This is a genomic window from Piscinibacter sp. PDB1-1 (genome assembly GCF_056675995.1).
Genome location: NZ_JBWVZJ010000001.1, coordinates 678,113 through 703,010 on the forward strand (window position 1 = coordinate 678,113; position 24,898 = coordinate 703,010).

General features: G+C 66.5%; 24 protein-coding genes. 6 read left to right on the forward strand and 18 right to left on the reverse strand.

Going from position 1 to position 24,898, the window contains the following annotated elements; all coding sequences use genetic code 11:
* Position 1 precedes the first annotated feature (1 nt).
* From AC1KAR_RS02980 to AC1KAR_RS03005, 6 genes are all read left to right on the forward strand, one after another.
* A complete protein-coding gene (locus AC1KAR_RS02980) occupies positions 2 to 328 on the forward strand; it encodes a chaperone NapD (RefSeq protein WP_480314463.1) in 327 nt (108 codons plus the stop codon).
* On the forward strand, positions 300 to 2,807 hold the full coding sequence (gene napA, locus AC1KAR_RS02985; RefSeq protein ID WP_480314464.1) for a periplasmic nitrate reductase subunit alpha: 2,508 nt from the start codon (positions 300 to 302) through the stop codon (positions 2,805 to 2,807). The genes AC1KAR_RS02980 and napA overlap by 29 nt, the downstream gene beginning before the upstream one ends.
* Entirely contained in the window at positions 2,804 to 3,331 is a 528-nt protein-coding gene (locus AC1KAR_RS02990; RefSeq protein ID WP_480314465.1) for a nitrate reductase cytochrome c-type subunit, read from the forward strand. The genes napA and AC1KAR_RS02990 overlap by 4 nt, the downstream gene beginning before the upstream one ends.
* Before the next feature lie 12 nt (positions 3,332 to 3,343).
* Positions 3,344 to 4,000, forward strand: a complete 657-nt coding sequence (locus tag AC1KAR_RS02995) for a NapC/NirT family cytochrome c (RefSeq protein ID WP_480314466.1) — start codon at positions 3,344 to 3,346, stop codon at positions 3,998 to 4,000.
* A 177-nt stretch (positions 4,001 to 4,177) separates the two neighbouring features.
* Positions 4,178 to 5,563 carry a class II fumarate hydratase gene (fumC, locus tag AC1KAR_RS03000; RefSeq protein ID WP_480314467.1) on the forward strand — a complete coding sequence of 462 codons (1,386 nt, stop codon included), beginning with the start codon at positions 4,178 to 4,180 and terminating at the stop codon, positions 5,561 to 5,563.
* 271 nt (positions 5,564 to 5,834) lie between these two features.
* Positions 5,835 to 6,488, forward strand: a complete 654-nt coding sequence (locus AC1KAR_RS03005; protein ID WP_480314468.1) for a response regulator transcription factor — start codon at positions 5,835 to 5,837, stop codon at positions 6,486 to 6,488.
* 36 nt (positions 6,489 to 6,524) lie between these two features.
* Here AC1KAR_RS03005 and AC1KAR_RS03010 read toward each other — a convergent pair whose 3' ends face one another.
* From AC1KAR_RS03010 to AC1KAR_RS03095, 18 genes are all read right to left on the reverse strand, one after another.
* The gene (locus AC1KAR_RS03010; protein ID WP_480314469.1) at positions 6,525 to 6,971 is read right to left on the reverse strand and encodes a hypothetical protein; all 447 of its coding nucleotides are present in this window, start codon (positions 6,969 to 6,971) and stop codon (positions 6,525 to 6,527) included.
* 201 nt (positions 6,972 to 7,172) lie between these two features.
* The gene (locus AC1KAR_RS03015; protein WP_480314470.1) at positions 7,173 to 8,330 is read right to left on the reverse strand and encodes a BamA/TamA family outer membrane protein; all 1,158 of its coding nucleotides are present in this window, start codon (positions 8,328 to 8,330) and stop codon (positions 7,173 to 7,175) included.
* 219 nt (positions 8,331 to 8,549) lie between these two features.
* A complete protein-coding gene (locus tag AC1KAR_RS03020; RefSeq protein ID WP_480314471.1) occupies positions 8,550 to 9,632 on the reverse strand; it encodes a TonB family protein in 1,083 nt (360 codons plus the stop codon).
* A 2-nt stretch (positions 9,633 to 9,634) separates the two neighbouring features.
* Positions 9,635 to 10,120 (reverse strand): ExbD/TolR family protein, encoded by a 486-nt coding sequence (locus tag AC1KAR_RS03025; protein ID WP_480314472.1) that lies wholly within the window; start codon positions 10,118 to 10,120, stop codon positions 9,635 to 9,637.
* A gap of 13 nt (positions 10,121 to 10,133) precedes the next feature.
* Positions 10,134 to 10,634, reverse strand: a complete 501-nt coding sequence (locus tag AC1KAR_RS03030) for an ExbD/TolR family protein (RefSeq protein WP_480314473.1) — start codon at positions 10,632 to 10,634, stop codon at positions 10,134 to 10,136.
* 84 nt (positions 10,635 to 10,718) lie between these two features.
* Positions 10,719 to 11,369 (reverse strand): MotA/TolQ/ExbB proton channel family protein, encoded by a 651-nt coding sequence (locus tag AC1KAR_RS03035; protein ID WP_480314474.1) that lies wholly within the window; start codon positions 11,367 to 11,369, stop codon positions 10,719 to 10,721.
* 51 nt (positions 11,370 to 11,420) lie between these two features.
* Complete coding sequence (locus tag AC1KAR_RS03040; protein WP_480314475.1) at positions 11,421 to 11,735, reverse strand: hypothetical protein; 315 nt, start codon at positions 11,733 to 11,735, stop codon at positions 11,421 to 11,423.
* Positions 11,732 to 12,439 carry a tetratricopeptide repeat protein gene (locus tag AC1KAR_RS03045; protein WP_480314476.1) on the reverse strand — a complete coding sequence of 236 codons (708 nt, stop codon included), beginning with the start codon at positions 12,437 to 12,439 and terminating at the stop codon, positions 11,732 to 11,734. The genes AC1KAR_RS03040 and AC1KAR_RS03045 overlap by 4 nt, the downstream gene beginning before the upstream one ends.
* Positions 12,426 to 15,227 (reverse strand): tetratricopeptide repeat protein, encoded by a 2,802-nt coding sequence (locus AC1KAR_RS03050; protein WP_480314477.1) that lies wholly within the window; start codon positions 15,225 to 15,227, stop codon positions 12,426 to 12,428. The genes AC1KAR_RS03045 and AC1KAR_RS03050 overlap by 14 nt, the downstream gene beginning before the upstream one ends.
* Positions 15,214 to 17,181, reverse strand: coding sequence for a tetratricopeptide repeat protein (locus AC1KAR_RS03055; RefSeq protein ID WP_480314478.1), 1,968 nt, complete (start codon positions 17,179 to 17,181; stop codon positions 15,214 to 15,216). The genes AC1KAR_RS03050 and AC1KAR_RS03055 overlap by 14 nt, the downstream gene beginning before the upstream one ends.
* Positions 17,182 to 17,200: 19 nt before the next feature.
* Positions 17,201 to 17,797, reverse strand: coding sequence for an AraC family transcriptional regulator (locus AC1KAR_RS03060; protein WP_480314479.1), 597 nt, complete (start codon positions 17,795 to 17,797; stop codon positions 17,201 to 17,203).
* 17 nt (positions 17,798 to 17,814) lie between these two features.
* Positions 17,815 to 18,981, reverse strand: coding sequence for a DUF3570 domain-containing protein (locus AC1KAR_RS03065; RefSeq protein WP_480314480.1), 1,167 nt, complete (start codon positions 18,979 to 18,981; stop codon positions 17,815 to 17,817).
* Entirely contained in the window at positions 18,968 to 19,210 is a 243-nt protein-coding gene (locus AC1KAR_RS03070; RefSeq protein WP_480314481.1) for a DUF4266 domain-containing protein, read from the reverse strand. The genes AC1KAR_RS03065 and AC1KAR_RS03070 overlap by 14 nt, the downstream gene beginning before the upstream one ends.
* A 5-nt stretch (positions 19,211 to 19,215) precedes the next feature.
* Positions 19,216 to 19,737 carry a TlpA family protein disulfide reductase gene (locus AC1KAR_RS03075; RefSeq protein ID WP_480314482.1) on the reverse strand — a complete coding sequence of 174 codons (522 nt, stop codon included), beginning with the start codon at positions 19,735 to 19,737 and terminating at the stop codon, positions 19,216 to 19,218.
* Between the two features lie 21 nt (positions 19,738 to 19,758).
* The gene (locus AC1KAR_RS03080; RefSeq protein WP_480314483.1) at positions 19,759 to 20,418 is read right to left on the reverse strand and encodes an outer membrane beta-barrel domain-containing protein; all 660 of its coding nucleotides are present in this window, start codon (positions 20,416 to 20,418) and stop codon (positions 19,759 to 19,761) included.
* 8 nt (positions 20,419 to 20,426) lie between these two features.
* Positions 20,427 to 21,200 (reverse strand): SH3 domain-containing protein, encoded by a 774-nt coding sequence (locus AC1KAR_RS03085; protein ID WP_480314484.1) that lies wholly within the window; start codon positions 21,198 to 21,200, stop codon positions 20,427 to 20,429.
* Positions 21,197 to 21,832: a hypothetical protein gene (locus AC1KAR_RS03090; protein ID WP_480314485.1), complete on the reverse strand. Its 636-nt coding sequence runs from the start codon at positions 21,830 to 21,832 to the stop codon at positions 21,197 to 21,199. The genes AC1KAR_RS03085 and AC1KAR_RS03090 overlap by 4 nt, the downstream gene beginning before the upstream one ends.
* Positions 21,823 to 24,864: an HzsA-related protein gene (locus AC1KAR_RS03095; RefSeq protein WP_480314486.1), complete on the reverse strand. Its 3,042-nt coding sequence runs from the start codon at positions 24,862 to 24,864 to the stop codon at positions 21,823 to 21,825. The genes AC1KAR_RS03090 and AC1KAR_RS03095 overlap by 10 nt, the downstream gene beginning before the upstream one ends.
* Positions 24,865 to 24,898 lie beyond the last annotated feature (34 nt).

The window sequence follows — 24,898 nt, forward strand, 5'->3', positions numbered from 1 at the left end:
GATGCGCAGCATTTCCGCCGCTGCGCCCGACGCCGCGGACGAAGTCCACATCGCCAGCTTCATCGTGCACGCCATGCCCGCCCAGGTGCTGAACGTGGCCGCCAGCGTCGCCGAGATCCCCGGCGCCGAAGTGCATGCCGCCACGCCCGAAGGCAAGGTGGTCGTCACGATGGAGGCGCTTGGCAGTGGGCCGATCCTCGATGCCGTGTCAGCCATCCAGCAGTTTCAGGGCGTGATCAGCGCAGCGCTGGTGTACCAGTGCGCGGATACCGCCGAATCCATGAACGAGGAGGTTTCAGATGCCGATCGCCCGCAGGGACTTCATTAGGCAGACCGCCGCTTCCGCCGCGGCCGCCGCCGCTGGCGTGACATTGCCCGCCACGGCGCAGCAGGTGTGGCCCGGCGAAGAAGCCGGGCCGGCCAATCTCAAGTGGTCGAAGGCACCCTGCCGTTTCTGCGGCACAGGCTGCGGGGTGATGGTGGCGGTGAAAGACAACCGCGTGGTTGCCACCCACGGCGACCGCGATGCCGAGGTCAACCGCGGCCTGAATTGCGTGAAGGGCTACTTCCTCTCGAAGATCATGTACGGCGAAGACCGCCTGACACGACCGCTGCTGCGCAAGAAGAACGGCAAGTACGCGAAGGATGGCGAGTTCGAGCATGTGTCGTGGGACGAGGCCTTCGACGTGATGGCCGAGCAGTTCAAGCGCGTGCTCAAGGAGAAGGGCCCGACCGCCGTGGGCATGTTCGGCTCGGGGCAGTGGACGGTCTGGGAAGGCTACGCCGCCGTCAAGCTGATGAAGGCGGGCTTTCGCTCCAACAACCTCGACCCCAACGCACGCCACTGCATGGCATCCGCCGTGGTCGGGTTCATGCGCACGTTTGGCATGGACGAGCCAATGGGCTGCTACGACGACATCGAAGCCACCGACGCCTTCGTGCTCTGGGGCTCCAACATGGCCGAGATGCACCCGGTGCTGTGGACTCGCGTGGCCGACCGCCGCCTGAGCGCCCCGCACGTGAAGGTGGCCGTGCTCTCGACCTTCGAGCACCGCTCTTACGAGCTGGCCGACCTGGAACTGACCTTCACGCCGCAGACGGATCTGGCGATCCTGAACTACATCGCGCATCACATCATCAAGACGAACCGCGTGAACAAGGAGTTCGTCGCCAAGCACGTGAACTTCAAGCTCGGCAACGCGGACATCGGCTATGGCCTGCGGCCCGAGCACCCTCTGCAGAAGGCGGCGAAGAACGCAGGCGACGCCAACGGCTCCAAGCCGATCACGCTGGATGAGTTCGCAGCGTTCGTCTCCAAATACGATCTCGACTACACCGCCAAGCTCACCGGCGTGCCGAAGAACCGCCTGGAGGCGCTCGCCGAGCTGTACGCCGACCCGAAGACCAAGGTGGTGTCGTTCTGGACCATGGGTTTCAACCAGCACACCCGCGGTGTGTGGGCGAACAACATGGTCTACAACATCCATCTGCTGACCGGAAAGATCAGCACCCCCGGCAACAGCCCGTTTTCGCTCACCGGGCAACCCTCGGCCTGCGGCACGGCGCGCGAGGTGGGCACCTTCTCGCACCGCCTGCCTGCCGACATGGTGGTGACCAACCCCAAGCACCGCGCGCACGCCGAGGAGATCTGGCGCCTGCCCGAAGGCACCATCCCAGACAAGGTGGGCTACCACGCCGTGCTGCAGAACCGCATGCTCAAGGACGGCAAGCTCAACGCCTACTGGGTGATGGTCAACAACAACATGCAGGCGGCCGCCAACCTCTCGCAGGAGGGCTACCCCGGCTACCGCAACCCGGACAACTTCATCGTTGTGTCGGACGCGTACCCCACTGTCACCGCCGTGGCGGCCGATTTGATCCTGCCTTCAGCGATGTGGGTCGAGAAGGAAGGCGCGTATGGCAACGCCGAGCGCCGTACGCACTTCTGGCACCAGCTCGTGAACGCGCCCGGCGAGGCGCGCTCCGACCTGTGGCAGTTGATGGAGTTCAGCAAGCGCTTCAAGACCGACGAGGTCTGGCCGGCCGAGTTGCTGGCCAAGAAGCCCGAACTCAAGGGCAAGACGCTGTTCGAAGTGCTGTACCGCAACGGCAATGTCGACAAGTACCCGGCCAGCCAGATGGAAGCCGGGTTCGCGAACGACGAGTCCAAGGCCTACGGGTTTTATGTGCAGAAGGGCCTGTTCGAGGAGTACGCCGCCTTCGGGCGTGGCCACGGTCACGACCTGGCGCCGTTCGACAGCTACCACCAGGTGCGCGGCCTGCGCTGGCCGGTCGTCAACGGCAAGGAAACGCGCTGGCGCTACAAGGAGGGCACCGACCCCTACGTGAAGGCCGGTACCGGTTGGCAGTTCTATGGCAACCCGGATGGCAAGGCCAACATCTTCGCCCTGCCCTACGAGCCGCCCGCCGAGTCGCCCGACAAGGACTACCCGTTCTGGTTGTCGACCGGCCGCGTGCTGGAGCACTGGCACTCCGGCTCGATGACGCGCCGCGTGCCCGAGCTGCACAAGGCCGTGCCCAATGCCGTTTGCTACATGCACCCCGATGACGCCGAGTCGCTGGGCCTGCGGCGCGGCTCCGAGGTCGAGATCGCCTCTCGGCGCGGCGCAATGAAGGTGCGCATCGAGACGCGCGGGCGCAACAAGCCGCCGCGGGGCCTCGTGTTCGTGCCCTGGTTCGACGCGAGCGTGCTCATCAACAAGGTCACGCTCGACGCGACCGACCCGCTGTCCTTCCAGACCGACTTCAAGAAGTGCGCGGTCAAGATCTCGAAGGTGGTGGTATGAGCGCGCGCCTCATCCATATCGCCCTCGCCGCGCTTTGCCTGGTGGCCGGCCAGGGCCATGCGCAGCAGCAGGCGGCGGCTGCCGCCTCAGCGCCCTCGTTCATCGATGCCGCACGCGGCCCGACCCCCATCCCCGAAACGACCACCCCACCCCGGCTCACGAACTGGGTCAACAACGACGAGCGGCGGCCCCGCGCCTACGACATGCAGCCGCCGACGATCCCGCATCGGATCGACGGCTACCAGGTGGACCGCAATTTCAACAAGTGCCTCGACTGCCATGCGCTCGAACGCACCGGCTTCACGCAGGCGGTGCCGATCAGCCCGACGCACTACATCAATCGCGCCGGCAAGACGCTGCCGACGATCTCCACGCGACGCTACTTCTGCCTGCAGTGCCACGTTGCGCAGGAGCCTGTGCGCCCGATCGTGGGCAACAGCTTCGAGACCATCCAGACCTTGATGGGCAAGAGCCCCGCGGCCGCGCCTGCGACGGCGCCCGCGAAGACACCCGCCAACAAGTAAACGGGGGCCGACATGCTCATCAAACTCGCCAAGCGGTACTGGAAAGTCATCAGCCACCCGGCCACGCACATCAGCCTGGGCGTGCTCACGATCGCGGGCTTCGTGGCCGGCATTGTGTTCTGGGGCGCCTTCAACACGGCCATGGAGGCCACCAACACCGAAGCCTTCTGCACGGGTTGTCATGAGATGCGCGACAACGTCTTCGCCGAACTGAAGACCACCATCCACTACAGCAACCGATCCGGCGTGCGCGCCGTGTGCTCCAACTGCCATGTGCCGCACGACTGGACGTCGAAGATGGCGCGCAAGATGCAGGCGTCCAAGGAGGTGTGGGGCAAGATCTTCGGGACCATCAGCACGCAGGACAAGTTCCGCGACAAGCGGCTCGAGCTGGCGCAGCACGAGTGGGCGCGCTTCAAGGCCAACGACTCGCTCGAGTGCCGCAACTGCCACAACTACGAGTCGATGGACTTCACGCGCCAGAGCCCGCGCGCACAAGAGATGCACACCAAGTACCTCGTGACGAGGGAGAAGACCTGCATCGACTGCCACAAGGGCATTGCGCACCACCTGCCGAACATCCCGGCCGGAGAGGGGCCCAGCGACACGCCGGGGCAGACCAAGCCGACGCCCGAGCCATTCGAGCCGGCTGCGAGTTCAAGCTCCTGACGGCCGCGGCGGGGCTGGCGCCCCGTCGCTCGCCAAGCCGCTGCCAGGGATGGGGTCATGGCCCGCAGGCTGGCGGGCGGTCGCACCAGATGACTAAGCTCTCGCTCCCGGGCGAATCGGCTGCGTGCAGGTGCGCGCCCACAGCCAGCCTGCCAGCCTCACTGCGGAGCACTCATCATGGCGACACGAATCGAACGCGACACCTTCGGCCCCATCGACGTACCGGCCGACCGGCTCTGGGGCGCCCAGACACAGCGCTCGCTGCAGAACTTCGACATCTCCGGCGAGCAGCAGCCGCGCGAGATCATCCGCGCGCTCGCGCAGGTCAAGCGCGCGTCGGCCACGGTGAACCACGCGCTCGGCCTGCTCGACGTCAAGAAGAAGGACGCCATCGTCGCCGCCGCCCAGGAGGTCATCAACGGCAAGCACCCTGGCGAGTTCCCGCTCGTGGTCTGGCAGACCGGCTCGGGCACGCAGACCAACATGAACCTCAATGAGGTGATCGCCAACCGCGCGAGCGAACTGCTCGGCGGCGAGCGCGGAGAGGGCCGCCTGGTGCACCCGAACGACGACGTGAACAAGAGCCAGTCGTCGAACGATGTGTTTCCGACCGCGGCGCACGTGGCCGCCGTCGATGCGCTGACGAACAAGCTGCTCCCCTCCATCGACCTGCTCCACGCCACCTTGCAGGCCAAGGCCGAGGCGTTCGACGACATCGTGAAGATCGGCCGCACCCACTTGCAAGATGCGACGCCGCTCACGCTGGGCCAGGAGATCTCGGGCTGGGTGGCGCAGCTCGCGCACGGCAAGAGGCACGTTCAAGCCTCGTTGCCGCACCTGCAGGAGTTGGCGCTGGGCGGCACGGCAGTCGGCACCGGTCTGAACGCCCCCAAGGGCTACGCCGAAGGCGTGGCGGCCGAGATCGCCACCATCACCGGTTTGCCCTTCATCACCTCACCCAACAAGTTCGAGTCGCTCGCTTCGCAAGACGCGCTGGTACACGCCCATGGCGCGCTGAAGACCCTCGCTGCGAGCCTGACCAAGATCGCCAACGATGTGCGCTGGCTCGCCAGCGGCCCGCGCAGTGGCATCGGTGAGTTGACGATCCCCGAGAACGAGCCAGGCTCGTCGATCATGCCGGGCAAGGTCAACCCGACGCAGAGCGAAGCGGTCACGATGCTGGCCGCGCAGGTGTTCGGCAACGACGTCGCCATCAACATCGGCGGCGCCAGCGGCAATTTCGAGTTGAACGTGTTCCGCCCGGTGGTGGCGCACAACTTCCTGCAGAGCGTGCGCCTGCTGGCCGATGGCATGGTGAGCTTCAATAACAACTGCGCCGTCGGCATCGAGCCCAATCGCGAACGCATTGCCCAGCTGGTGCAGGGCTCGCTGATGCTCGTAACCGCCCTCAACCCGCACATCGGTTACGACAAGGCGGCCTACATCGCCAAGAAGGCGCACAAGGAAGGCACGAGCCTGCGTGAAGCCGCGATCGCCTCGGGTCACCTCACCGGCGAGCAGTTCGACAGGTGGGTGGTGCCGCAGCACATGGTCGGGCGCTGAACCTTCGAGCAATCCCCCAACAGGTTCACGGCACCTTGGGGCAGAAAAAAGGGCGGCGATTGTGCTCTGTAATTTCGTGAAACTGCTTGCCTCCGACCCAAACCCGTGAGGACTGTCATGGAATTGGAACTTGTCACAGGTTGGCGCTAGATTCGCACCCACCCGCCCTTCGTTTCAGGGGCCCCGCACCAAAGGGCACTTGAAATTCGGGGCCCACGGCGGCGGCGCCCAACCCAATGAAAAATGAGGTTAGCGAATGCTCGAGGCAGTGGTGAGTTCCCAGCCGAAGGAGTCACCCATCGTTCGTCTGATCGACGACGACGCTGCGTACCGTACGTCCGTCGCACGTGTCTTCCGTGGTGCAAACCTGCAGGTTGCAGAGTACGCCTCGGTCGGCCAGTTGTTGCTGGAGGGCATTGGCCACGCACCTGGTTGCCTGGTGCTCGACATCCATCTCCCCGGCCCCAGCGGCCTCGATCTGCAGCAAATGATCTCGCTGGAGCCTCAGCCTCTGCCGGTGATCTTCGTGACCGCCGAGGCGACGGTCCACGAGACCCTGCGCGCCATGAAGGCCGGCGCGGCCGACTTCCTCTTCAAGCCAGTCGACAAGCAGGCACTGCTGGGGATCGTCGAGCGAGTGGTGGAGAACGACTCGGCGCGACGCGCTTCCCAGCAGCGGCTGGTGAGCCTGCACGCCCGCTACGCCCGACTGACCAACCGCGAGCGCGATGTGCTTGAAATGGTGGTCGGCGGCGCACTCAACAAGCAGATCGGCTGGAAGCTCGGCGCGGCCGAGCGCACGGTCAAGGCACACCGGGCTCGCATCATGGAGAAGATGGAAGTGGACTCGCTCGCCGAACTGGTGCGGGCGGTCTCCATGCTCAGCCTGCAGGTGGCACCCGTGCGCAGCGTCGTCAACGCCTGAGCGCCGGCGCCCCATCGGGCGGAGTCGGCAAGACGGTCAGCGCGGAATCACCCGCGCCTGCTCGCCCGACCCCTCGATGTAGACCCGCTGCCCGACGCTCAGCTCGCGCGTGAGCGGCTGGGTCACGAACAACAGCACGCCGTTGCCGATGCGCACCACGATGTCATGGCCGTCGATGGGTTGCTCGTACCTGCGCTGGATATCGTCGCCATTGGGCGGGTTGCCCCCCAGGGCACCGATCACATCGGCCACGTCGCGCCCCGTGCCGCCCCCCACGAGGTTGCCGATGCCCAGGCCAGCCACGCCGCCGACGACAGCGCCCACCCCGGTGTGGCTGGCGCCCGCAATCTGTGTCGGCGTGATCCGCTCGATCGTGCCTTGGCGCATGGGTTGCAGTTCGGGCGAGAGCGCACTGCTGGCGCAGGCCGCAAGAAACAAGGTCGGCAACAGCGCGCCGACGAGTCGGTGGCAACGGGAGATCATCGGTGGTGCGGCTTCCTTGGCGTGGGCGTCGGGCGGATCATGGACCGAAGTGCTGGCTTCGTGAAGTGGTCGGTGCAGATTCTCTTGCCGGCTCGCAGTCTGACGTGGGCCGGGCACAGTGTCGGTCAGTGCCCTGCCCTTTGATGAAGGCCGGCGCTGCAGGCGTGCACATGGGTTCGGGAGGATCCCGCTCCACGCCCCTCAACGCCAGGCGTTGCCCACCTGGATGTAGCCGGCACCACCCTCGGGTCCGCGCGCGTAGTCGACGCCCACCCAGATGCCCAGCCGCCGCGCGATCTGGTAGCGAAAGCCAACCCCCTTGCTGACCAACGAAGGCGCCTCGTCGAACTCGACACTTCGCCCCCACACGCGCCCCGCGCCGATGAAGCCCACCACGCCCCAGCGCGGCGTCACGCTCCAGCGCAGCTCGGTTTCGAGCAGGCCGGTGTTGTCGTCCTGATAGCGCGCGGCCGGTATACCGCGCATGTCGATGAAGGGCAGCATGTAGAACGGCGTGCGCCCGCTCACGCTTCGGCCATCGGCGCGCCCTGCGACCACCAGGTCCTTCGCCGCAGGCCAGTAGGCGAATACGTGGGCGCGGTAGGCCTGGAAGCGCGTATCGCTGCCCCAGTCGGGGTCGTAGAAGCTCGCGTTGAGCGCCCCGAGCCAGCCCCGCGAGGGAGTGAAGATGTTGTCGCGCGAATCGTGCTCGAGCGTGAGGCCGAGGCCCGAAGCCTTGCGGCTGAATTCGTGAGGCAACAGGTTGGAGATCGGCCCGCCGGGCGTGTCGAAGGCGCTGTCGAGATCCAGGTAGATCCAGCGAAAGCCAAGCCAGTTGTTGGTCTGCCCCAGCCGACGCAGCACCTGCTGCATCGACATCCAACCGTCTAGCGAGTAGCCCACACTGTTGGCACCGGTGGTGCTGTTGCCGATGCCGTAGAAGTCGAGGTTCACGTCCGCCCGGCCGACGCCGCCGCGGTAGCGCCAGCGCCCTTCATCGAAGCTGGCCATGCCGCCCGCGAATCCGACCTTGGTGCCGTTCTCCGTGGCCGCACCGCCCACCACCCAGATGTCTGGCGGCTCCAGCAGGCCGGTCTCCTTCGCCTTTTCGGCGCTTTCGCGCATGGAGTTGCGCAGGAACATGAGCGCCAAGCCGCCGCCATAGCCGACGGCAGGCTCGGTGATGATGATCGGAACCGGCAGAAAGCCCTTCCGGTCAACCAACCACTCCGAGAGATCGAGTTGCTGGTCTTCGGGGTCGCGGAACGCCTCGGGGAGGGCATGCGCCACCGGAGCGAACGCCCCCTGCAGCAAGGCGGCCATCGCCACGGCGACCAGCCGGATCAAGGGACGTTTCATATGGAATGACGATTGCTCAAGGTGAGAACGGGGCGGCCCGAACGGCTACCCGCAGTCCCTCACATCATGCGGGACCCGAAAGCTCAGAGCAATCCGCTGGGTGACTCGATCGGCCTGCCCTTTGGTGCAGATCCACGTTCCCCCACCCCAAATCGACGACGGGAGGCTGTTGCCCCCTGCGCGATCAAGCGATCTGATCCGGCCGATCGCGCCCAGCCCTTACGACGGCAGGAAGTCCATCGGGTAGGTCGCCACCATCGGCTCGACCTGCTTGGCCCCGAAGTCGAACTGCTTGATGCGCGCCAGCAGCTTGCGCTCCAGGTCGGGCGAGTTCAGTTCGCTCGACTCGATGCGCAGGTCGGTCACTTCGCCCGAAGGCGCGATCGTCAGCTTGAGCACGACCTTGCCTTGCAGCGTCGGATCTTCGCGCAGGGCACGGTTGTAGATCGCGTAGATCGAGCCCTTGTTGCGCTCGAATACGAGGCGGATGTCTTCGATCGAGCGTGAGGCCTTGCCACCGGCGGCGCGCTGCAACGTGCCACCGCCACCGCCCTGGCCAGAACCGGCGCCCGTGCCGCCACGGCCACCACCACCCAGGCCACCGCCCCCACCGCCACCGGCCACGCCTTCGACCAGCGTGGTCGATCGACCCGCCAGGCCGCCGCCGCCCGTGTCGCGGCTGTAGCCGGCGGTGTTGATGCCACCGCTGCCGCCCGTGGCGTTGGAGGTGATCATGGCGCGATCGGGCACGCCGGCATCCTTGCCGGCCCCGACACCCACGCCCACACCCGAACCCACGCCAGGGCCCTGCTTCACGTTGGGATTGAGCTGCACCGCGGTGGGCGCGCTGTGCATCTCGGCCAGTGTTTCCTTCATGGCGAGCAAACCCACGCCGGCAGCCTTGCGGCGCGCACCTTCGATCTCACCCGGCGGGCGGTTCGGCTGCGGCACACGCGCCTCGGGCACGGGGGCGGCCTTCTTTGCCGGCTCGGGTCTGACTGGCTCGGGCGTACCCGGCTTGGCCTCTGGGACGGGAGCGTCGGTGTTCTTGGTGAGCTCCGGTGCCTTGGGCGGCGGCTTGGGAGGCTCGCGCTGCTCGATCAGCAGCTTGGCCACCGGCACCGACAGTTCGACCGGCGCGGCGCGGTCGACGACTGGCTTGGGCATCAGCAGCAAGAAGATGCACAGCAGCGCGACGATCGCCAGCACCACGTTCAGGATGCGTCGGAAGCGCTGGTCGTCTTCGGGCACGCTGGCCCAGGCCAGCACATCGGGACGGAAGGTGATTGCGAGAGCGGCCATGGTCAGGTCTTCCTCTGCACGGCGAACGCGATCTCGGTGAAGTTCGCGCGGGCGCTCGTGTACATCACCTTGCGCAGCAGGCTGTAGGGGATGTTCTTGTCGCCCATGATCGTCACCGCCCTGGCTGCGCCGTCCTTGTCGGCGCCGAGCACCTGGCGGCTGGCGAGCAGGTCGAGCTCGGCCTTGAGGCCGGGGATGAGGTCGTCCTTCAAGGCGCTCGCTTCGGCCACGCTCGCCACCTTGCGCCCTTCGACCACGATGTCGGTGTCGCTCACCGCCACCACGATGGTCTGGCGCGGCACCTTCTCGGACGTGGACAGCGGCAGCTTCACGGAGCGCGCGTTGGTCAGCACCTCGATGCCGGTGCTCGACATCAGGAAGAAGATCAGGATCGTGAAGATGTCGATCAGCGCCACCAGGTTCATGTCGAGCCCGGACTGGTTGCGCGCCAGCCGTGCGGCGCGCTTCTCGATCGGCGTCATTTTCATGGGAGGCCCTTCGCTATTTCTTGGCGGCGCTGACAGGCGCGTCGCCGACCGAGATGTCCGGGAACAGCTCGAAGTTCGGCGTCTTGGCCTTGGCATCGGCAGGCCGTGTCTCTCGCACCGCATCCATGACCTGCACCAGCACGTCGTAGGCGGTGTCGGGCTGCGCGAGCACACTGGCCGACTTGGTGTTCGGGAACTTGGTCTTGATCTGCTGCATCAGCGTGGAGAGCGCGGTGTAGTCATAGCCCTGCGCGTTGTTCGGGATGTGCTGGATCAGGCCGCCGATGCGGTCTCCCACGTCCATCGCGTTGGGGCGGATGACGACCTCCAACTTGAGATCGTCGACCTTCAGTTGCTCCACGCCCGAGTTCTGCGCCGGCAACGAGAGCTCCAGCGTCGACAGGTGCGAGAACACCGCCGTGGACAGCAGGAAAGGCACGAGCACCACGATCACGTTGATGAATGCGGTGACCTCGAGGTGCACCGGTTCCTTGCGCAAGCGTCTGCCAGCCATGGTCAGGACTCCGGCTGGGCCGCCCCAAGGGAGGCCTGCGCCCCCTCGGGGGGCAGCGAACGAATGAGAGCGTGGGGGCTCATCTCAGCGCGCCCCGACCTGCTGCTCGGCCTTGATGCGCCCGGTCACGTTGAGGAAGCTGATCTTGGCGGCTTCCAGCCCGTCGACGATCTCGGTGGTGCGCGCCTGCAAGAAGGCGTGGATCAGCAGGAACGGAATGGCCACCGACAGCGCGAACGCGGTGTTGTTCATCGCGATCGAGATCGATGCCGACAGCAGCTCAGCCTTCTCCGCCGGGTTGACCGCAGCCACCGCCGTGAAGCCCTTGATCAGGCCGATGATGGTACCGAGCAGACCGACCAGCGTGATCACGTTGGCGAGCGTGGCGATGTAGTGCGTGCGCTTTTCCAGGCGCGGCACGATCTCCATCATCCCTTCTTCCATCGCGGCGTCGATGTCTTCACGCCGGGCCGGGCTTTGCATGCGCTCCAGGCCGTTGGTCACGATCTTGCCGATGGCGGCGTGGCTGCCCGCAGCGGCGTTGTGCACTTCCTTGAACTTGCCGCTTTGCAGCATGGGCAGCACCTTCGCCCAGAGCTTGCGGTTCTCGCTGCGTGCACGACGCAGGAAGACGAAGCGCTCGATGGCGATCGCCAGGCCCACCGCCATGATGGCAATGCTGAAGTAGATGGCAACGCCACTGTCCTGAAAAAACTTGACTGCGAAATCGATCATGGGGCTCTCCTATTGCGGCTAATTCGGGGCATGTTCGGGGGTGATTGGGGGCTACTTGCCGGGCTGCGGCGCGGCGGGCGCTGCCGAGCCTGGCGGGGTGCCAAGCATCTGCGTGTCGTACTGCACCTGGCGGCGGAACACGTCGCGGTCGATCGGTGCCAGCGCCTCGTCGAGGATGCTGGCCATGGGCTTGCCCGCGAGGTCGCTGGGCAGCGGCTTCTTCCAGGGCACGATGTACAAGACCTTGGGCAACTCGCGGTTGCCGATGATCTTGGTGCCGTCGATGTCGGCGCGGTCTTGCGCGCAGGCCGGCGCGGCGCAGACGATCGCTGCCGCGATGGCCAGGGCCTGGGGCAGGTGCTTCATTCCTTCTCCTTGCGCGCGCCGGCGTTGGCAGCGGGTGCCGCCGCCGTTGACTTGGTGCGGTTCTTCAGGTCGGCCACCCATTTGTTCACGGTGGCGTCGCCGCCAGGCGTGAGCGCGAGGTAGCGGTCATAGAGTTCGAGGGCGCGCTTGGCGTCCCAGAGATAGAGATCGCTGAGGATGCCGAGGTTGAGCGTCGCGGCGCTGTAGTTCGGATCGAGTTCGATAGCGCGCTCGTAGGCTTCGCGCGCCTTGGCGAACTGGCCCTGATGGCGGTAGGTGATGCCCAACTGGTTGAAGTACACCGGCTGGCGCGGGCTCGCCTTGGTGGCGAGTTCGAGCTCGCTGGCAGACTGCGGCAGCTTGTTGGCCTGGCGGTAGATCACACCCAGGTTGGCGTGCGGTCCGCCGAGTTCGGGCTGCAATTGCACCGCGGCCTTGAATCCGCGCTCGGCTTCTTCCACGCGGCCGGCACGCAGGGCGCGCCGTGCGTCGTCGAACGCGCGTTGGGCGGCGGGGTTGACGACCACGTCTGCCGGCGACGCTGTCGGTGTCGCTGCCGGCACCGAGGCGGAAGACTTGGACGGGGCGGCCGCCGCGCTGGCCGGCGACGCGGTGCCATCCGCGCCGGGCATGAGGCCGCAGGCCGCCAGGCTGGCGCAAAGGGCCAGCGCCGCCGCACGGGGGGCCATGTCAGCGGATCGCATCGACCACTCCTTCTGCGCGCTCGGTCTTTCCGTAACGGGCCGGACGCAAGGTTTTGAGCGCGTCGAAACTGCGCTTGACCCAATCGTCGTAGATGCCGTCTGCCGTGCGCTTGACGTTGATCTCGTGCAGTTCGATCGACTTCTCTTCGAACGGGTAGGCCTGCTCTTCGAGCATCACGTTGTATTGCTCCAGTTCCAGCTTGGAGAGCTTCTTGGGCCGCTGCGAGCTCATCATGGCCTTGCCGAAGTCCTGGTACAGCGCCGCGATCTGGTACGTGGCCGCGGTGGCCACATCGGCCACGCCCGAATTGGCGGCCACGCTGTAGGCCTGGAGCACGTCGTCCATGCGGGCCTTCTTGAGCTTCAGGTTCTTGGCCAGCGGCTCCACCAGCGCCACCTTGCGGTAGGCCTCGTACGCGGGCTCGGCCATCGAGAGAGCGCCCAGCGCACCCAGATAGCGCGTGCGATCGGTGCGTGCGCCGCCGCCGGCCTGGTCGGCCACGTAGATCTCGCGCATCAGCGTGGCCTCGCGGGCGGTGTTGCCGTCCTTCTTGGCGATCTGGGCGATGCGGTAGCGCGCTTCGAGGTTGGTCTCCAGCGGATCGGGGTACTGCTTCAGGAAGCGTTCGTAGGCCTTGGCCGCCTGCGCACTCGCCCCGCCCTTCTCGTGCAACTCGGCGGCCTGCCACAACGCGGCACGCGCCGCCTTGGGGTCGGTGCTGCTTGCAGCAAAGCGCTCCAGTTCGCCAGCAGCCTGGCTCCAGTCGCCCTTCTCCAGGTAGATCACGCCCAGCTTGCCGCCCACCTCGGCCTGCAGCGGGTGCTTGGGGTAGCGCGTGCGGAAGTCTTCGAGCGAGCGGGCGGCGGCGTCCCAGTCCTTGAGCGCGATGAGCGCTGCCGCGGCGTCGAACTGCGCATTGGCGCGCACCGACGACTGCGGTGCCACCGTGGCCACGCGATTGAAGTGCTCGACGGCTTCGCGCAGGTTGCCGGCGTCGCGCGCCTGTTCACCCTGCTTGTAGATCGACGCCGCCAGCCGCTCGGTGAGCTCACCGCGGGCGGCATCTTTCTCGGGCGTGAGCGCGAGCACCTCGGTGTAGGCCCTCTCGGCGTGCAGGTAGTCGCCCTTGTCGAACGACGTGTGGGCGACGACCGTCCAGGCGACACGCCTCTGCCCCGCTGGAGCCGGCGGGTTGAGCGCCAGTACCTGGCTGGCCACATCGGCCGAGCGTGGGTCGCGCAGCGCAAAGAGCTTCTCTGCCGCATTGGTCAAGACGGTGGGCGTGCGGTTGTCGGCCGGGAAGCCCTTGGCAAAGCGCAGCGAGCTCTCGACACCGGTGCGTTGCAGCGCAGTGGCCTCGGAGGCCGGCGCGCGCTTCTCCAGCGCGGCGTAGCTCAGCAAGGCCGAGTAGCCGGCATCGGCGCTCTTGGCGTGCGTGGGGTATTGGTAGGCGGCTTTCTCGTACTCGACTGCGGCCTCGCTGAACCGGTTGTCTTCGTAGAGCAATTCAGCCAGCAGGAAGTTGTTCTGCGCGGCCTCGGGGTCGGTCGGGAAGGACGTGAGGTACGCGCGGTACCACTTGACGGCCTCTTGATAGTCTGCGCTGGCCTTGCTCTTTTGCGCAGCCGCGTGATAGTGGCGCGCCAGCTCGGCCATGTGCGTCTTGACCAGCGGCTGGGCGGCCTCCCAGCCTTCGGGGTTGGCCTTGCGGAAGTCACTCTCGACGCCGTAGCGGGTGACGTAGTCCTTCTTGGCATCGAGTGCGAGCGTGGCAAAACCTGTGCTCTGGTAGATGTCGATCACGCGCGCCTGCAGGATTGGCGCCTGTGCATGCAGCGGCTGGCGCTTGGCGAAGGCCCCGAAGGCGTCGGCTGCGTCTTTCGGGCGCTCCTGTCGGATGTAGAGCTCGCCGAGCTGCTGGTACACGCGGAACTCGTAGGCGCGCCGAACGTCGTTCGTGATGTACGCCGGGATCGACTCGGCGCCTTGCAGGTTGGCGAGGCTCAGGCTCGTCACCCGGAAGGTGTCTTCGACCAGTTCGCGCTCGGCGCGAGTCAGGCCTTCGATGCTGTCGAGCTCGGTGCCACCTTCGCGTTGCCCGATCTTGAGGTCGAGCACGCCGAAGAAGCTTTGCAGCGACTCCTCCATCTTGCCCTGCTTGAACTGCGACCAGCCCTGCATGTAGAGCGCGCGGTCGTGGTACACGCCGCCTTCACCCGCCTTGAGCACGATGGCGTAGGCCTGTTCGGCCTTCACGTAGTCGCGCGTGGTGAATAGCAACTCGCCGCGGCGGAACTGGGCTTCGGCCAGGTAGGCCGTGTTGGGGTACTGCGCGACCAGCACGTCGAGCGTCTTGAGTGCCGATTCGAGATCGCCGCCCTGCTCGTACGCGCGGGCGATCTGGTAGTGCACGCGGTCGTTGCCCTTGTCGTTCGGGTAGGCCGCGAGGTAGGCCTGGTAGCGCGCGATCGCGGCCTGGTAGTCGGGGTTGGTGGCGTCACCGTTGGCCAGCTTGTTGTCGGCGGTGTCCATCTCCAGGTCGCCGAGGCGACGCATGGCCTCGGAGCGCTGCGGTGCCTTGGGCGCGACCTCGAGGAATTTGTTGTAGGCGGCAATGGCCTTCTGCTCATCGCCAAGCGCCACGCCCTCATCGGGGCGCACCTCGACCTCGCGGCCCGCCAGCGTCTTGATGGTGGGCGGCTCGGGTTCGCTGCGGAAGAAGCGCTTGCCCGCACACGCGCTCAGGCTCAAGGCCAGCGCCAGAACGGCTGCGTTACTTGCGCGCATTGGTGGGCGCGTCCTTCGGCGCATCGTCGGCTTCCTTGGGCTTGCTGCCGCGGTCATAGAGCTGCGCCACGGCAAATCGCGCCTGCATGGCATATGCCACCAGGCGCTCTTTCTGGCGGGTGAGCTCGGCCACGGCTTGCTCCTGCAACGCGCCCTGCTGCTCCTTGGCGAGCGCATCCACGCGCGGCATCAAGGCCTGAACGCGTTTGTCGAGTTCGGCGATGCGTTGAGCGTAGCGATCGAACTTGGCCGGTTCGTCACGCTGCGCCTGAGCCAGCCTGCCTTCGCTCGCGCGCGCCGACTCCAGGCCGGACTGCAGCGCCTGAAGATCGCGCCTGGCATCGGCCATGCGCGCGGGGTACGACTGGGCCAGGCGCCAGATGAGCGCACCGGCGCTCAGGCGGTAGCGCTCGCGCGCCGCAGCGGTCTCGGGGGTGTCGCCCAATGCCGCCAGATTGGCTTGCACGCTCTCCAGGCGCTCGCGCAGATCGCGCTCCTGGGCATCGGCAAATGCGACGCCATCGGCACGCTCTTCGGCGGTGCTGAGTTCGCTGGCGAGGCCGGTGGCACGTTGGGTCATCTCGCCCAGGCCGGAGTTGTTGTCGCGCAGTTTGTCGAGGATGCCGGGCAGTCGCTCGGCGTAGGCCTTGCGGCGGTTGTCGAGCACCTCGCCGAATACGCCGAGGCTTTCCTTCCACTGCTGCAGGTTGCGGCCCAGGAACTGCAGGTCGCGGTAGTTCTTGAACGCCTCCTGGAACTCATGCCCCGCCAGCACCTGCGTCAGGTGACCGGCATGCGGCATCTCGGGCAGCTCGTCGATGTTCCAGAACCAGCCCATCTCTTCGCCGGGATTGCGTTCGAGCAGGCCTTCGAGGAACTTGCCAGAGCGAATCGCGGCGATGGATTCGTCGAGCCCGGTGTTTTCGCGCTCGTAAGTGGCGATCGCGTTGTTGTAGCCCTCGAGCGCCTGACCGTGCGCACCGAGTTGGCCGAAGGCGTAGGGCGCTGCGATCTGCGCTTCGAGCACGGCGGAATCGCTCGTATCGCGGCCGGCGAGTTCTGTCCACGGCACGAGCGCCTGCTTGTAGTTCTTCTGCGAGGCGGAGGCCCAGCCGAAACCCAGCAGGGCCTTGTTCGATTGCGGGCCGTTCAGGCGCACGCGTTCGAGATACGGCCCGGCCGCTTCGGGGCGATCGGCCTGCAGCGCCGTGAAGCCGAGCGCCACATTGGCCTTGTCGCGCAGGGCGCGGAACTCTTCGGTGGCGCCGTTGGGCGTCGGCGCCTTGCCCAACTGATCGAGCAAGACACTGCCGCCATCGGGGTTGCCGCTGCGCACCAGGGCCACGCCGAGGTTGTAGCGCGCATAGAGGCTGGCGGTGGTGGTGCCCTTGGAGATCTCTTTGTTGACATCGGGCAGCGCATTGAGAACCGCAGCGGCACCGGTGTAATCACCCAACGCCATCAGAACGTTGGCTTGCAGCAGCACGCGCTCCTCTTCCATCGCGGGCGGCAGGTTCTTCTCGATGCGCTGGAGTGCGTCCTGCGCCTCGGCATTGAAGCCGCGCTGGTAGCGAATCTTGGCGAGGAAGTACCAGGCGCGGTCGCGCACCGCAGGCGATGCGCCTTTCTCGATGAGTTGCGCAAAGATCTCGCCGGCCTCCTTGTGCATGCCGTAGGAGAGCAGCAGGCCGCCGCGCAGCACCTCGGCCTCGTCGGCGTGCTGCGACACGCGCTCGAAATGCTGCGAGACCATCAAACCGGTGATGGCGCTGAAGTACTTCTCCTGGAAGAAGTAGAACAAGGTGTCGCCGTAGTGCGGGTCCTTGATGGAATGGTCGGGCTTGGGGTCGGCGGCGAGCGCTGCGCCCTGGCTGGCCACGGTGACACCGACAGCGATGGCCGCGACCGCGCCCAGGCGACGCAGCAAACTGCTCGACGAGAGCGGGAGCTTCATGAAGTCGCGTTGCCCTCGCTCACTGCCAGACCTTGACCACGAACTCCGGCTGCAATTTGCCGGTGGAGTCCTTGATCTGCAGCTCGATGTACTTGGGCTCGGTGCCCTTGTCAAACTTGACGGTGGCTCCGCGCTTGTAGTCGCGGTAGTGCGGGCCGCCGCCGGTGAACAGCGCCACCAGCTCGTGCGTGCCTGCCTTCAGGTTGCCGATGTACATGCGCTGCACGCCGCCGCGGTGCAGCGCCTTCACCTCGGCGGGCGTGTAGAGGTAGTTGGCGACGACCTTGTCATCGAGCTTCACCTGCACCGAGCCGAGTTCGAACATCTTGCCCACGTCCATCGACACGAACACCGCCACCTGGGTGTTGGCCGGGAACAGGAGCTCTTCTTCGAGTACCAGGAGATCGCGGTTGAGGCGGATCACATCGCCTTTGGCCTCTTGAATACGGGTATCGAGGCTGGCCGTCGACGCAGGCGCGCTCGCAGTGGCTGCGGGCGCGGAGGCCACGGTGGTCGGCGCGCTCGCGGCAGCCGCAGGCGCATCGGCGGCCCATGCGGTGCAGGCCAGCGAGAGCGAAGCGGCGGCGAGCCATTTGAAGAGGTAATCGAGGTGCATGAAGCAAACCTTCATCATCAGAAAACGATGGTTGCGAACAGCTGAAGCACGTTGCCGTTGTGCTGATACAGCGAGCCGTCGCGAACGTCGGTGAAATCGGCGTACTTGTACTGAGTGAACTCGTAGGCCGCGTTGAGGCGGATCTCGTAGCTGCCCGGCACCTGCTTGACGGTGTAGGCCGCCTTGGCGCCGAGGCTCATCGATTTGAAGGTACTGAGCTGGCGATTGCGCGAGATGTAGGTCATGTCGCTGGTGGCGTCGTCGCTGTAGAAGAGCGCCTTGCTCTGCGAGTAGTAGCGGCCGTACCAGTCCACCAGCCAGCGCTCGCCGAACTGCCGCGTGTAGCCGGCGTCCAGCGTGTGGGCCCCGATCTCCCAGTTGTCCCAGAAGTAGCGATAGCCGGCGCGCACCGCGTTGCCCGGCGTGATCTCGCCGATGGCCGAAAGCTTGAGCGCCCGGCTGCTGCGCGTGCGAGGGTTGTTCTCGGGCACGGTGGTGCCGAAGGCGCGCGCCGCACGATACGGGTTGCCGAGGTAGCCGTCGTCGGACACCGCTTCGAGGTTCGCGCTCATCAGCCACGTGGGGCTCAAGATCTGCGTCACACCAAGGCGATAGCGCCAGTGGGTGGCGTTGTCGAAGAAGCCCTCGCCCTTGCGGCCGACGTCGTCCTGCCCGCGCGTGAAGCCGAGGTTGATCGTCGTCATGCCACCGAAAACCTCTTGCGAGATGTCGAGGCTGGTCGCGTCGGCGATGTAGTCGGGCTCCTTGCTGTGCGAGGTCTTGAGCGAAATGATCGAATCGCGCGTGAGGTAGTCGAAGCCGATGGCGTACTCGTTGCGCGTTTCCTTGTACGGGCTGGCCGTGGTCACGACGTCGATCGACGCGTTGCTGACCATGTCGACGTAGTAGCTGCCCGTGAGCGAGAGGTTGTCGGTGACCTTCTTGCGCACCAGCAAGGCTGGGCCATCGGCGACCAGCCCATCGGCGTCGTAGCGGTGGTACATCAGGTCGGCGCGGTCTTCGGCCAGCGTCGGTGCCGCATGCGCCACGCTGCCGGCCAGTGCGCCGCCGATCAGCCCGGCCGCGCGCATCGCATGCAGACGGCGCCGGCGCAACCCCGCCAGACGGCGCAGCAACTGCCGCCACACGTGCACTGCCGGTCGCCAGGTCTTAGTTGCAGCCACAGCCACCCCCTTGCACACCAGTGGCGCCGCGGGCCCCCTCGCGTACTTCGCGCACGTGCTCGAAGTGCTTGTCGGACAGGCCATCGCGCGCGGTCTGCATCACCGGTGCGGCCAGGCGCTCGCGCTCGTAGGGCTTGACCCAGGGTTCGGCGGAACTGCAACCGACAGCCAGCAGAGCGCAGCCCATCGCCGCGGCGCAGCGCATGAGGGCCGTGGAGAGTTGCGGCATGGTGATCATTCCTTCAGCAGATCGCGGATCTGCTTGTCGTAAAGGTTCTCGTAGCCGCTCTGGTAGCCGCGGTGCACGTAGCGCACGCGGCCGCTGCGGTCGATCACGAGCGTGGACGGCATGCTGCTCAGGTCGTACAGGCGGCTGACCTTCTTGTCGGTATCGAGCAGCACAGGGAAGTTGACGCCCAGCTTGGTGGCGACATCTGCCGCCTTGCGCACGTCGTCGTCGATGTTCACGCCCAGCATCACCAAGCCGGCCGACCGGTACTTGTCGGCGATGCGATTGAGGTGCGGCATCTCCTGGCGGCACGGGCCGCACCAGGTGGCCCAGAAGTTCACCAGCACCACCTGGCCGCGCTGCTCCTGCAGGCGCAGGTTGGGGCCCGAGAGCGAACGCAGCGTGAAATCAGGGGCCGCTTGCCCGACGGACGTGGCCGCGACAGCCAGTGAGCCGGCCGCGCTCAGGATCAAGGCCGTGGCCGCGAGGGCAGCGCGGCGTAGGGGCAAGGTGTTGCGGGTGGTCATGACTGCACCGGTCCGTGGAAATCAGAAGAAGAAGGTCGCACCAATCGTCATCTCGAGGTTCTGCGTGCTCTGGCTCTTGCCCAGCAGGTCGAGCGTGAAGAAGTGGTCTCGCACGTCGACCTGGAACGCCGCCCAGTCCTTGACGAACACGCGCGCACCGAAACCGAGGTTGAAGGTCTGCTTCTTCTGGTTGTTGAAGTCGGTGCTGCCGGCGCCGCCGATGATGTAGAGCGCCGAGGCCATGGCGGTGTTGCGGCCGATGAAGACCTCGCCGGGCAGCACGTTGTAGCCCAGCGAGATGTTGTAGTAGCTGAGCTTCTCTTCCTTGTCGACGAAGATGCCGCCCGGCAGGATCTGGCGGAAGGTCTCGTCGTTCACCTTGGTCTGGCCGTACGCACCTTCGACGAAGAAGTCTTCGGTGATGTGATACCCCAGGCGCACACCGCTCACGAGGTTGGAGCCGAAGTTCTGGGTGGCGTAGGTGCCCACGAACAAGCCGATCTCGAAGTCGTTCGACGGGATCTTGGGCACGCGCACCTCGCGGCGATCGACCTCGGGCACGATGACCTGTTCGTTTGCGGGCTTCGGATCCTTGGGGGCGGCGTCCTGCGCGAAGGCGGCGAGAGGCGTGGCCAGCAGAGCACCGGCCAGCAGCAAGGGGACGATGGAAGTATTAGGCATGGATGGCATCAGAAGAAGAACAAGAGCCCGGCGCTGATGGCGCGGTACTCGCCCGATCGGGTGTCGGAAAGGAAGGCGGTGTAGAAGGTGTAGTCCAGCCGCGCAACGAAGCGATCGCTGATGTAGTAGCGCATGCCCAGCGTGCCCACCGCCATGTTGACGTTGGTGGTCTGGTCGTCGACGAGGCTGTCGTTGGGGATGTTCTTGAACTTGCCCACACCGATGCCGAAGTACGGCGACCAGCGCTGGTTCGACCAAGGCTCGGAGTTGATGTTGACGTGCCAGAACTCGGTGCCCGAATACACGCCCTGCACCTGGCCGATGGTGGCTTCGAGCGCGAGCGTGTCCGACAGCCGATAGGCAGTCCAGACCTTGAACATGGGCTCCGACTTGAACTGCCCCCAGGCCGCGCCCATCTCGACCCGACGCACGAGGTAGTCATCGACGGCGATGTCGCGGAAGGTCTTGGCACTGCCCGCCGCGGTGAGCGTGGCTTCGAGTTGGCGGCGCGTGACCCAGCCTTGCTTGCCGCTGTCCGTGCGCACCTTGAACCAGTCGGTGTGGCGCAACTCCACCTCGATCGAATCGCCTCGCTCGACCACATGGAACACCGGATAGCCGCGGCCGGGGCCGGTGTGCATTTCGAGGTAGGGGTCGGCCACCGTCAGGCGCTCGAGTGGCTCCTCAGCCGCGAGCGCAGGCGTCGCAGCGCCCAAGGCCACCAGGAGCCCCAGCACGCAGGCCACGCATGCATTTCTCGAACCCGCGAACAAGGAACTCATGACGTGCTGCAGGTACCGTTGCCCGGGTCGGCGCTGAACTCGGTCTGCCCGACCGGCGCGGGGTGCGACATCCAGTAGCGCATGAGCACGACGTGCGGGTCGGCGTCGCTCGAGAAGATCAGCCCGCCCCCATGCAGCACGCCCTGCACGCGCGGCTTGGTGATGAGGCGGCTCTGGGCCACGTTGCCCATCACGACTTCGCCCTGCGCCGAGTAGAAGTTCTTGTACATGTCGCTCGCCTGGATGGCGGTGATCTGCGCCGGCGTGAGCGTCGACAGATCGGCCGGCAGCGGGATCGCCGCGGCGTTGGGGATGACGCGAAAGGCACCACCCGTGCCGTTGGTGTTGTCGTGGCAGCCCGATCCGGCGCAGGTGTTGGTGGTGGCAGTGCCGATGATCGGCAGCAGCTCCAGGAAGATCGGGTTGATGCAACGCTGGAAGTAGGCAAAGGAGAGCTTCTGCCCTCCCGTTCCTGCTTCGTTGGTGATGTCCGGCGGGTTGCCGAGCGGGCCGCCACCACCGCAGCCGGTGGCGAGGGCCGCCACGGCGGCGCATGCAGCGCCCCAGCGGATGTACGTGGGGGCAATGCGCCTGGGTGGCGTGGTGCGGGGTACTTCTCTCGTCATCGACATCCCGTGGCGATCCAGGCCGCAATCGTGTTGTAGTTGGCGCTTCCCACCGGCAGGACGGCCGTGGTCTGCGCGCCGGCACCGGCCGGGTGCGGCACGGTGGACGGCCGGCTCAGCAGGTAGTTCGATGCCGCGTTGCAGGTGTCCGAGATCATGGACAGCGTGACGCCGTAGTCACCCTCGGCGCTGCCCGTCAGCACGAAGCGGTTCTCGCGGAACGATGCACCGGCCGGCGTGGTCTGGTCGCTGCCGATGGCCTGGTGGCAGCTGGCCGCGCAGGTCGAGCGCAGGATGGGCTGGATGGTGGTCTCGAACGCGGTCTCGCTCAGGCCGTAGACAGAACGCACGCCGCCTGCAGGGTCGAACGGGTCGTTGTAGTACTGGCCTCCCAGGTCCATCCACTCGGTCAGCACGCGCTTCTCGGCGGCGTTGAGCATGGTGGCGTGGTTGGGTGCGCTGGCAGGCGGGTTCGGGTGCGCCGTGGTGGCAGCCGCCCCGGCCAGCAGGGTCTCGCCGAACATGATCTCGGCAAGGCGGCTCTTGCGCGCACCGCCAGCCGAGTTGGCGGCACTGGAGCTGGTTTCCACCAGCGCCGCACCACGCACGATCATGGGCACGCCGTCTTCGAGGCGGAACTGCGGCAGGCCGGTTGCCGAGTCGATCACCGGGTCACCGAGCACGAGTTCTTCGTAGGCGGTGACGCGGCCGGTGCCGGCGATGGTGCCGCGCAGGTCAAGCTTGGCCGGGTCGGCGTGGCAGGTCGTGCACTGATTGTCACCGCCACCCGCCACCGGACGCGAACGCGTGAACAGCGGAGCGATGTGGTCGCGGAAGTTGATGACGCCGGCCTTCACGCCGGTGGTTGCCGGCGCCGGCGTAGCCAGGTCGTCGGCCGCGTTCGCATTGCCCGTGTAACGCACCAGGTAGCTCGCGCGGGCCTGCGCCGCGTCGGCCCAGACATCGGTGAAGGTCGGGTCGGCCGCCAGGGCCAGCAGCGTGTCGTTGAGGCGCGTGCGCGTGGCGGCCATGGTCTCGCCGGAGGCGTGTTGGTCGCGCAGGGCCGCGACCAAGGCGGCGGGCATGGTGTTCACCACGGTGCCCGAGTTCAACGAGGCGCCGCGGCGTGGGCTGTGGCAGCCGTCGCACGTGCGGCGCTCGCCCGGGCGCACCTGAATCCAGTTGGTGTGGGTCTGGATCGCGCGGCCCTTGTTATCGATCACTGAAAGCGCGATCGGCGTGTCGGCCGGAACGTGCATCTTGAACGACCCATCGGGTTCGATCGGGGCATAGCCGAGGATCTGCTGCTGCTCGAAATCGGTCTCACCGATCGAGCCGCGCAGGCCGGTCATGCCAGCCGGCGGGGCCACAGCGCGCATGACGCGCACCATGCGCACCGGCGAGCACTTGTAGGCCGGGTCGGCCGGGTCTTTCATGCGCACGAGATCGGCCACCGAGCTGCGGGTTTCGTTGGGCTCGTGCGGCGGCGAGGTCATCGCGATGCCGCGGCTGCAGCCGGCCGGCAGGTCAGAGGCCGCCAGCATGCCTTCGCTCATGCGGCCAAGGCCGTCGGTGTCGTACACGCTGCGCACTTCGATCAAGGCCAGGCCTTTGGCGGCCAGCGCGTCGTCGACCGCGGTCGGTTGAGCCGCGTTGGGCTCGGCGCGAGCCTGCAGCGGGATCGGATCGGTGTACATGAACCCAGGCGGCGGCGCCGCGACCACACGCCAGGTCTGGTTGGCGGGGTTGAACATGTAGACCGCGTAGGCGGCGGGTGCGTTGTCGCGCAGTGGGTCGGAGGCGACGTCGGCGGCCATGCGGTTACGGTTGCTGACGCGGGATTTCTCTTCGGCCGTCAATGTGGCGCAGGCCACGACCACGCCATTGCGCGTGACTTCACAGGGGCGGTAGGACACCAGGATGCGGTTCGTGCCATCCCACAGCGGGTATGGCGTGGTGACGCGACCGAACTCCGACAGGCCCATGCCGTCGTTGAGGGCCTGGGCCGTCACCGACCGCTGCCCCCCGTTGCTCGGCACCGACGTGAAGGCCGGCGTGTTGTTCTCCGAATAGTTGAAGGCATCGACCACCATCAGGGCGCCGCCTTCTTGTGTGCGCGACAGCGGCATCAGCGAGCTGGCCAGATGGCCCTTGTAGGGCCCGCTCGGGTCCATGTCGCGCGGGTGCAGGAAGCTGTTGCCCGGGCTTTGCGCGCCGTAGAGCACGAACATGTCGGTGCCGTCGGGCTTGACCTTGAACACGGCGAAGCGGTTGCGGTCGCCCACGTGCTCCCAGCGGGAGAACATGATCGTGCCGTCAGGGCGCACCACCGGGTTGCGGTCGTGGCTCTGGTTGAACGAGATCTGCTTGATGTCGCCGCCGTTGACGTCCATCGTGTGCAGGTTCATGACCTGCTCGCGCTCGTACTCGTCGAGCGCCTTGTAGTCCACGCCCAGCGCCTGGTTGACCGCCAGGCCCTGGACCTGGTTGCGGCGGGCCTTCTCCTGGCGGTTGGACGAGAACACGAAGCCGCCACCCGCGGGCAGGTAAGCCGGATCGACGTCGTCGTCCTGGGTCGAGCTGGTGATGCGACGCAAGGTGCCGCCGGCCATGCCGCCGGTCGACATGTCGTACTCCCAGATGTTCCAGCGGCCGGTACAGGCGCGCGCGGAGCCGATCATCGACGTGTTCGAAGTGGGGCAGCGCAGCGCAAAGACGAGCTTCTTGCCGTCGTACGAGACCTCGGGGTCGGAGGCATCGCCCACGCCTTGCGTGATGCGCGTGGTGATGTTGTGCTCGGGGGCGCTGGGTGACGACTTCTCGCGCACCATCAGGTCGCCGCCCGGTGCGCTGGGGTCGCCATCGGTGGGGTTCATGCTGAGCGCGGTCGAGCGCTTGACATAGGCCAGCGGCACATCGCCTTCGACGGTGACGGTGTCTTCGCCGTCGGCGCTGCTGCCGCTGCCGCAACCCACCAGCAAGGTGGCCGCAACCGTGGTGCACGCCAGCGTGCAGATTCTTGCCAGGACTTTTTTCATTGTTTCCTCCATCCGGTCCGTTCGATCACAAGCT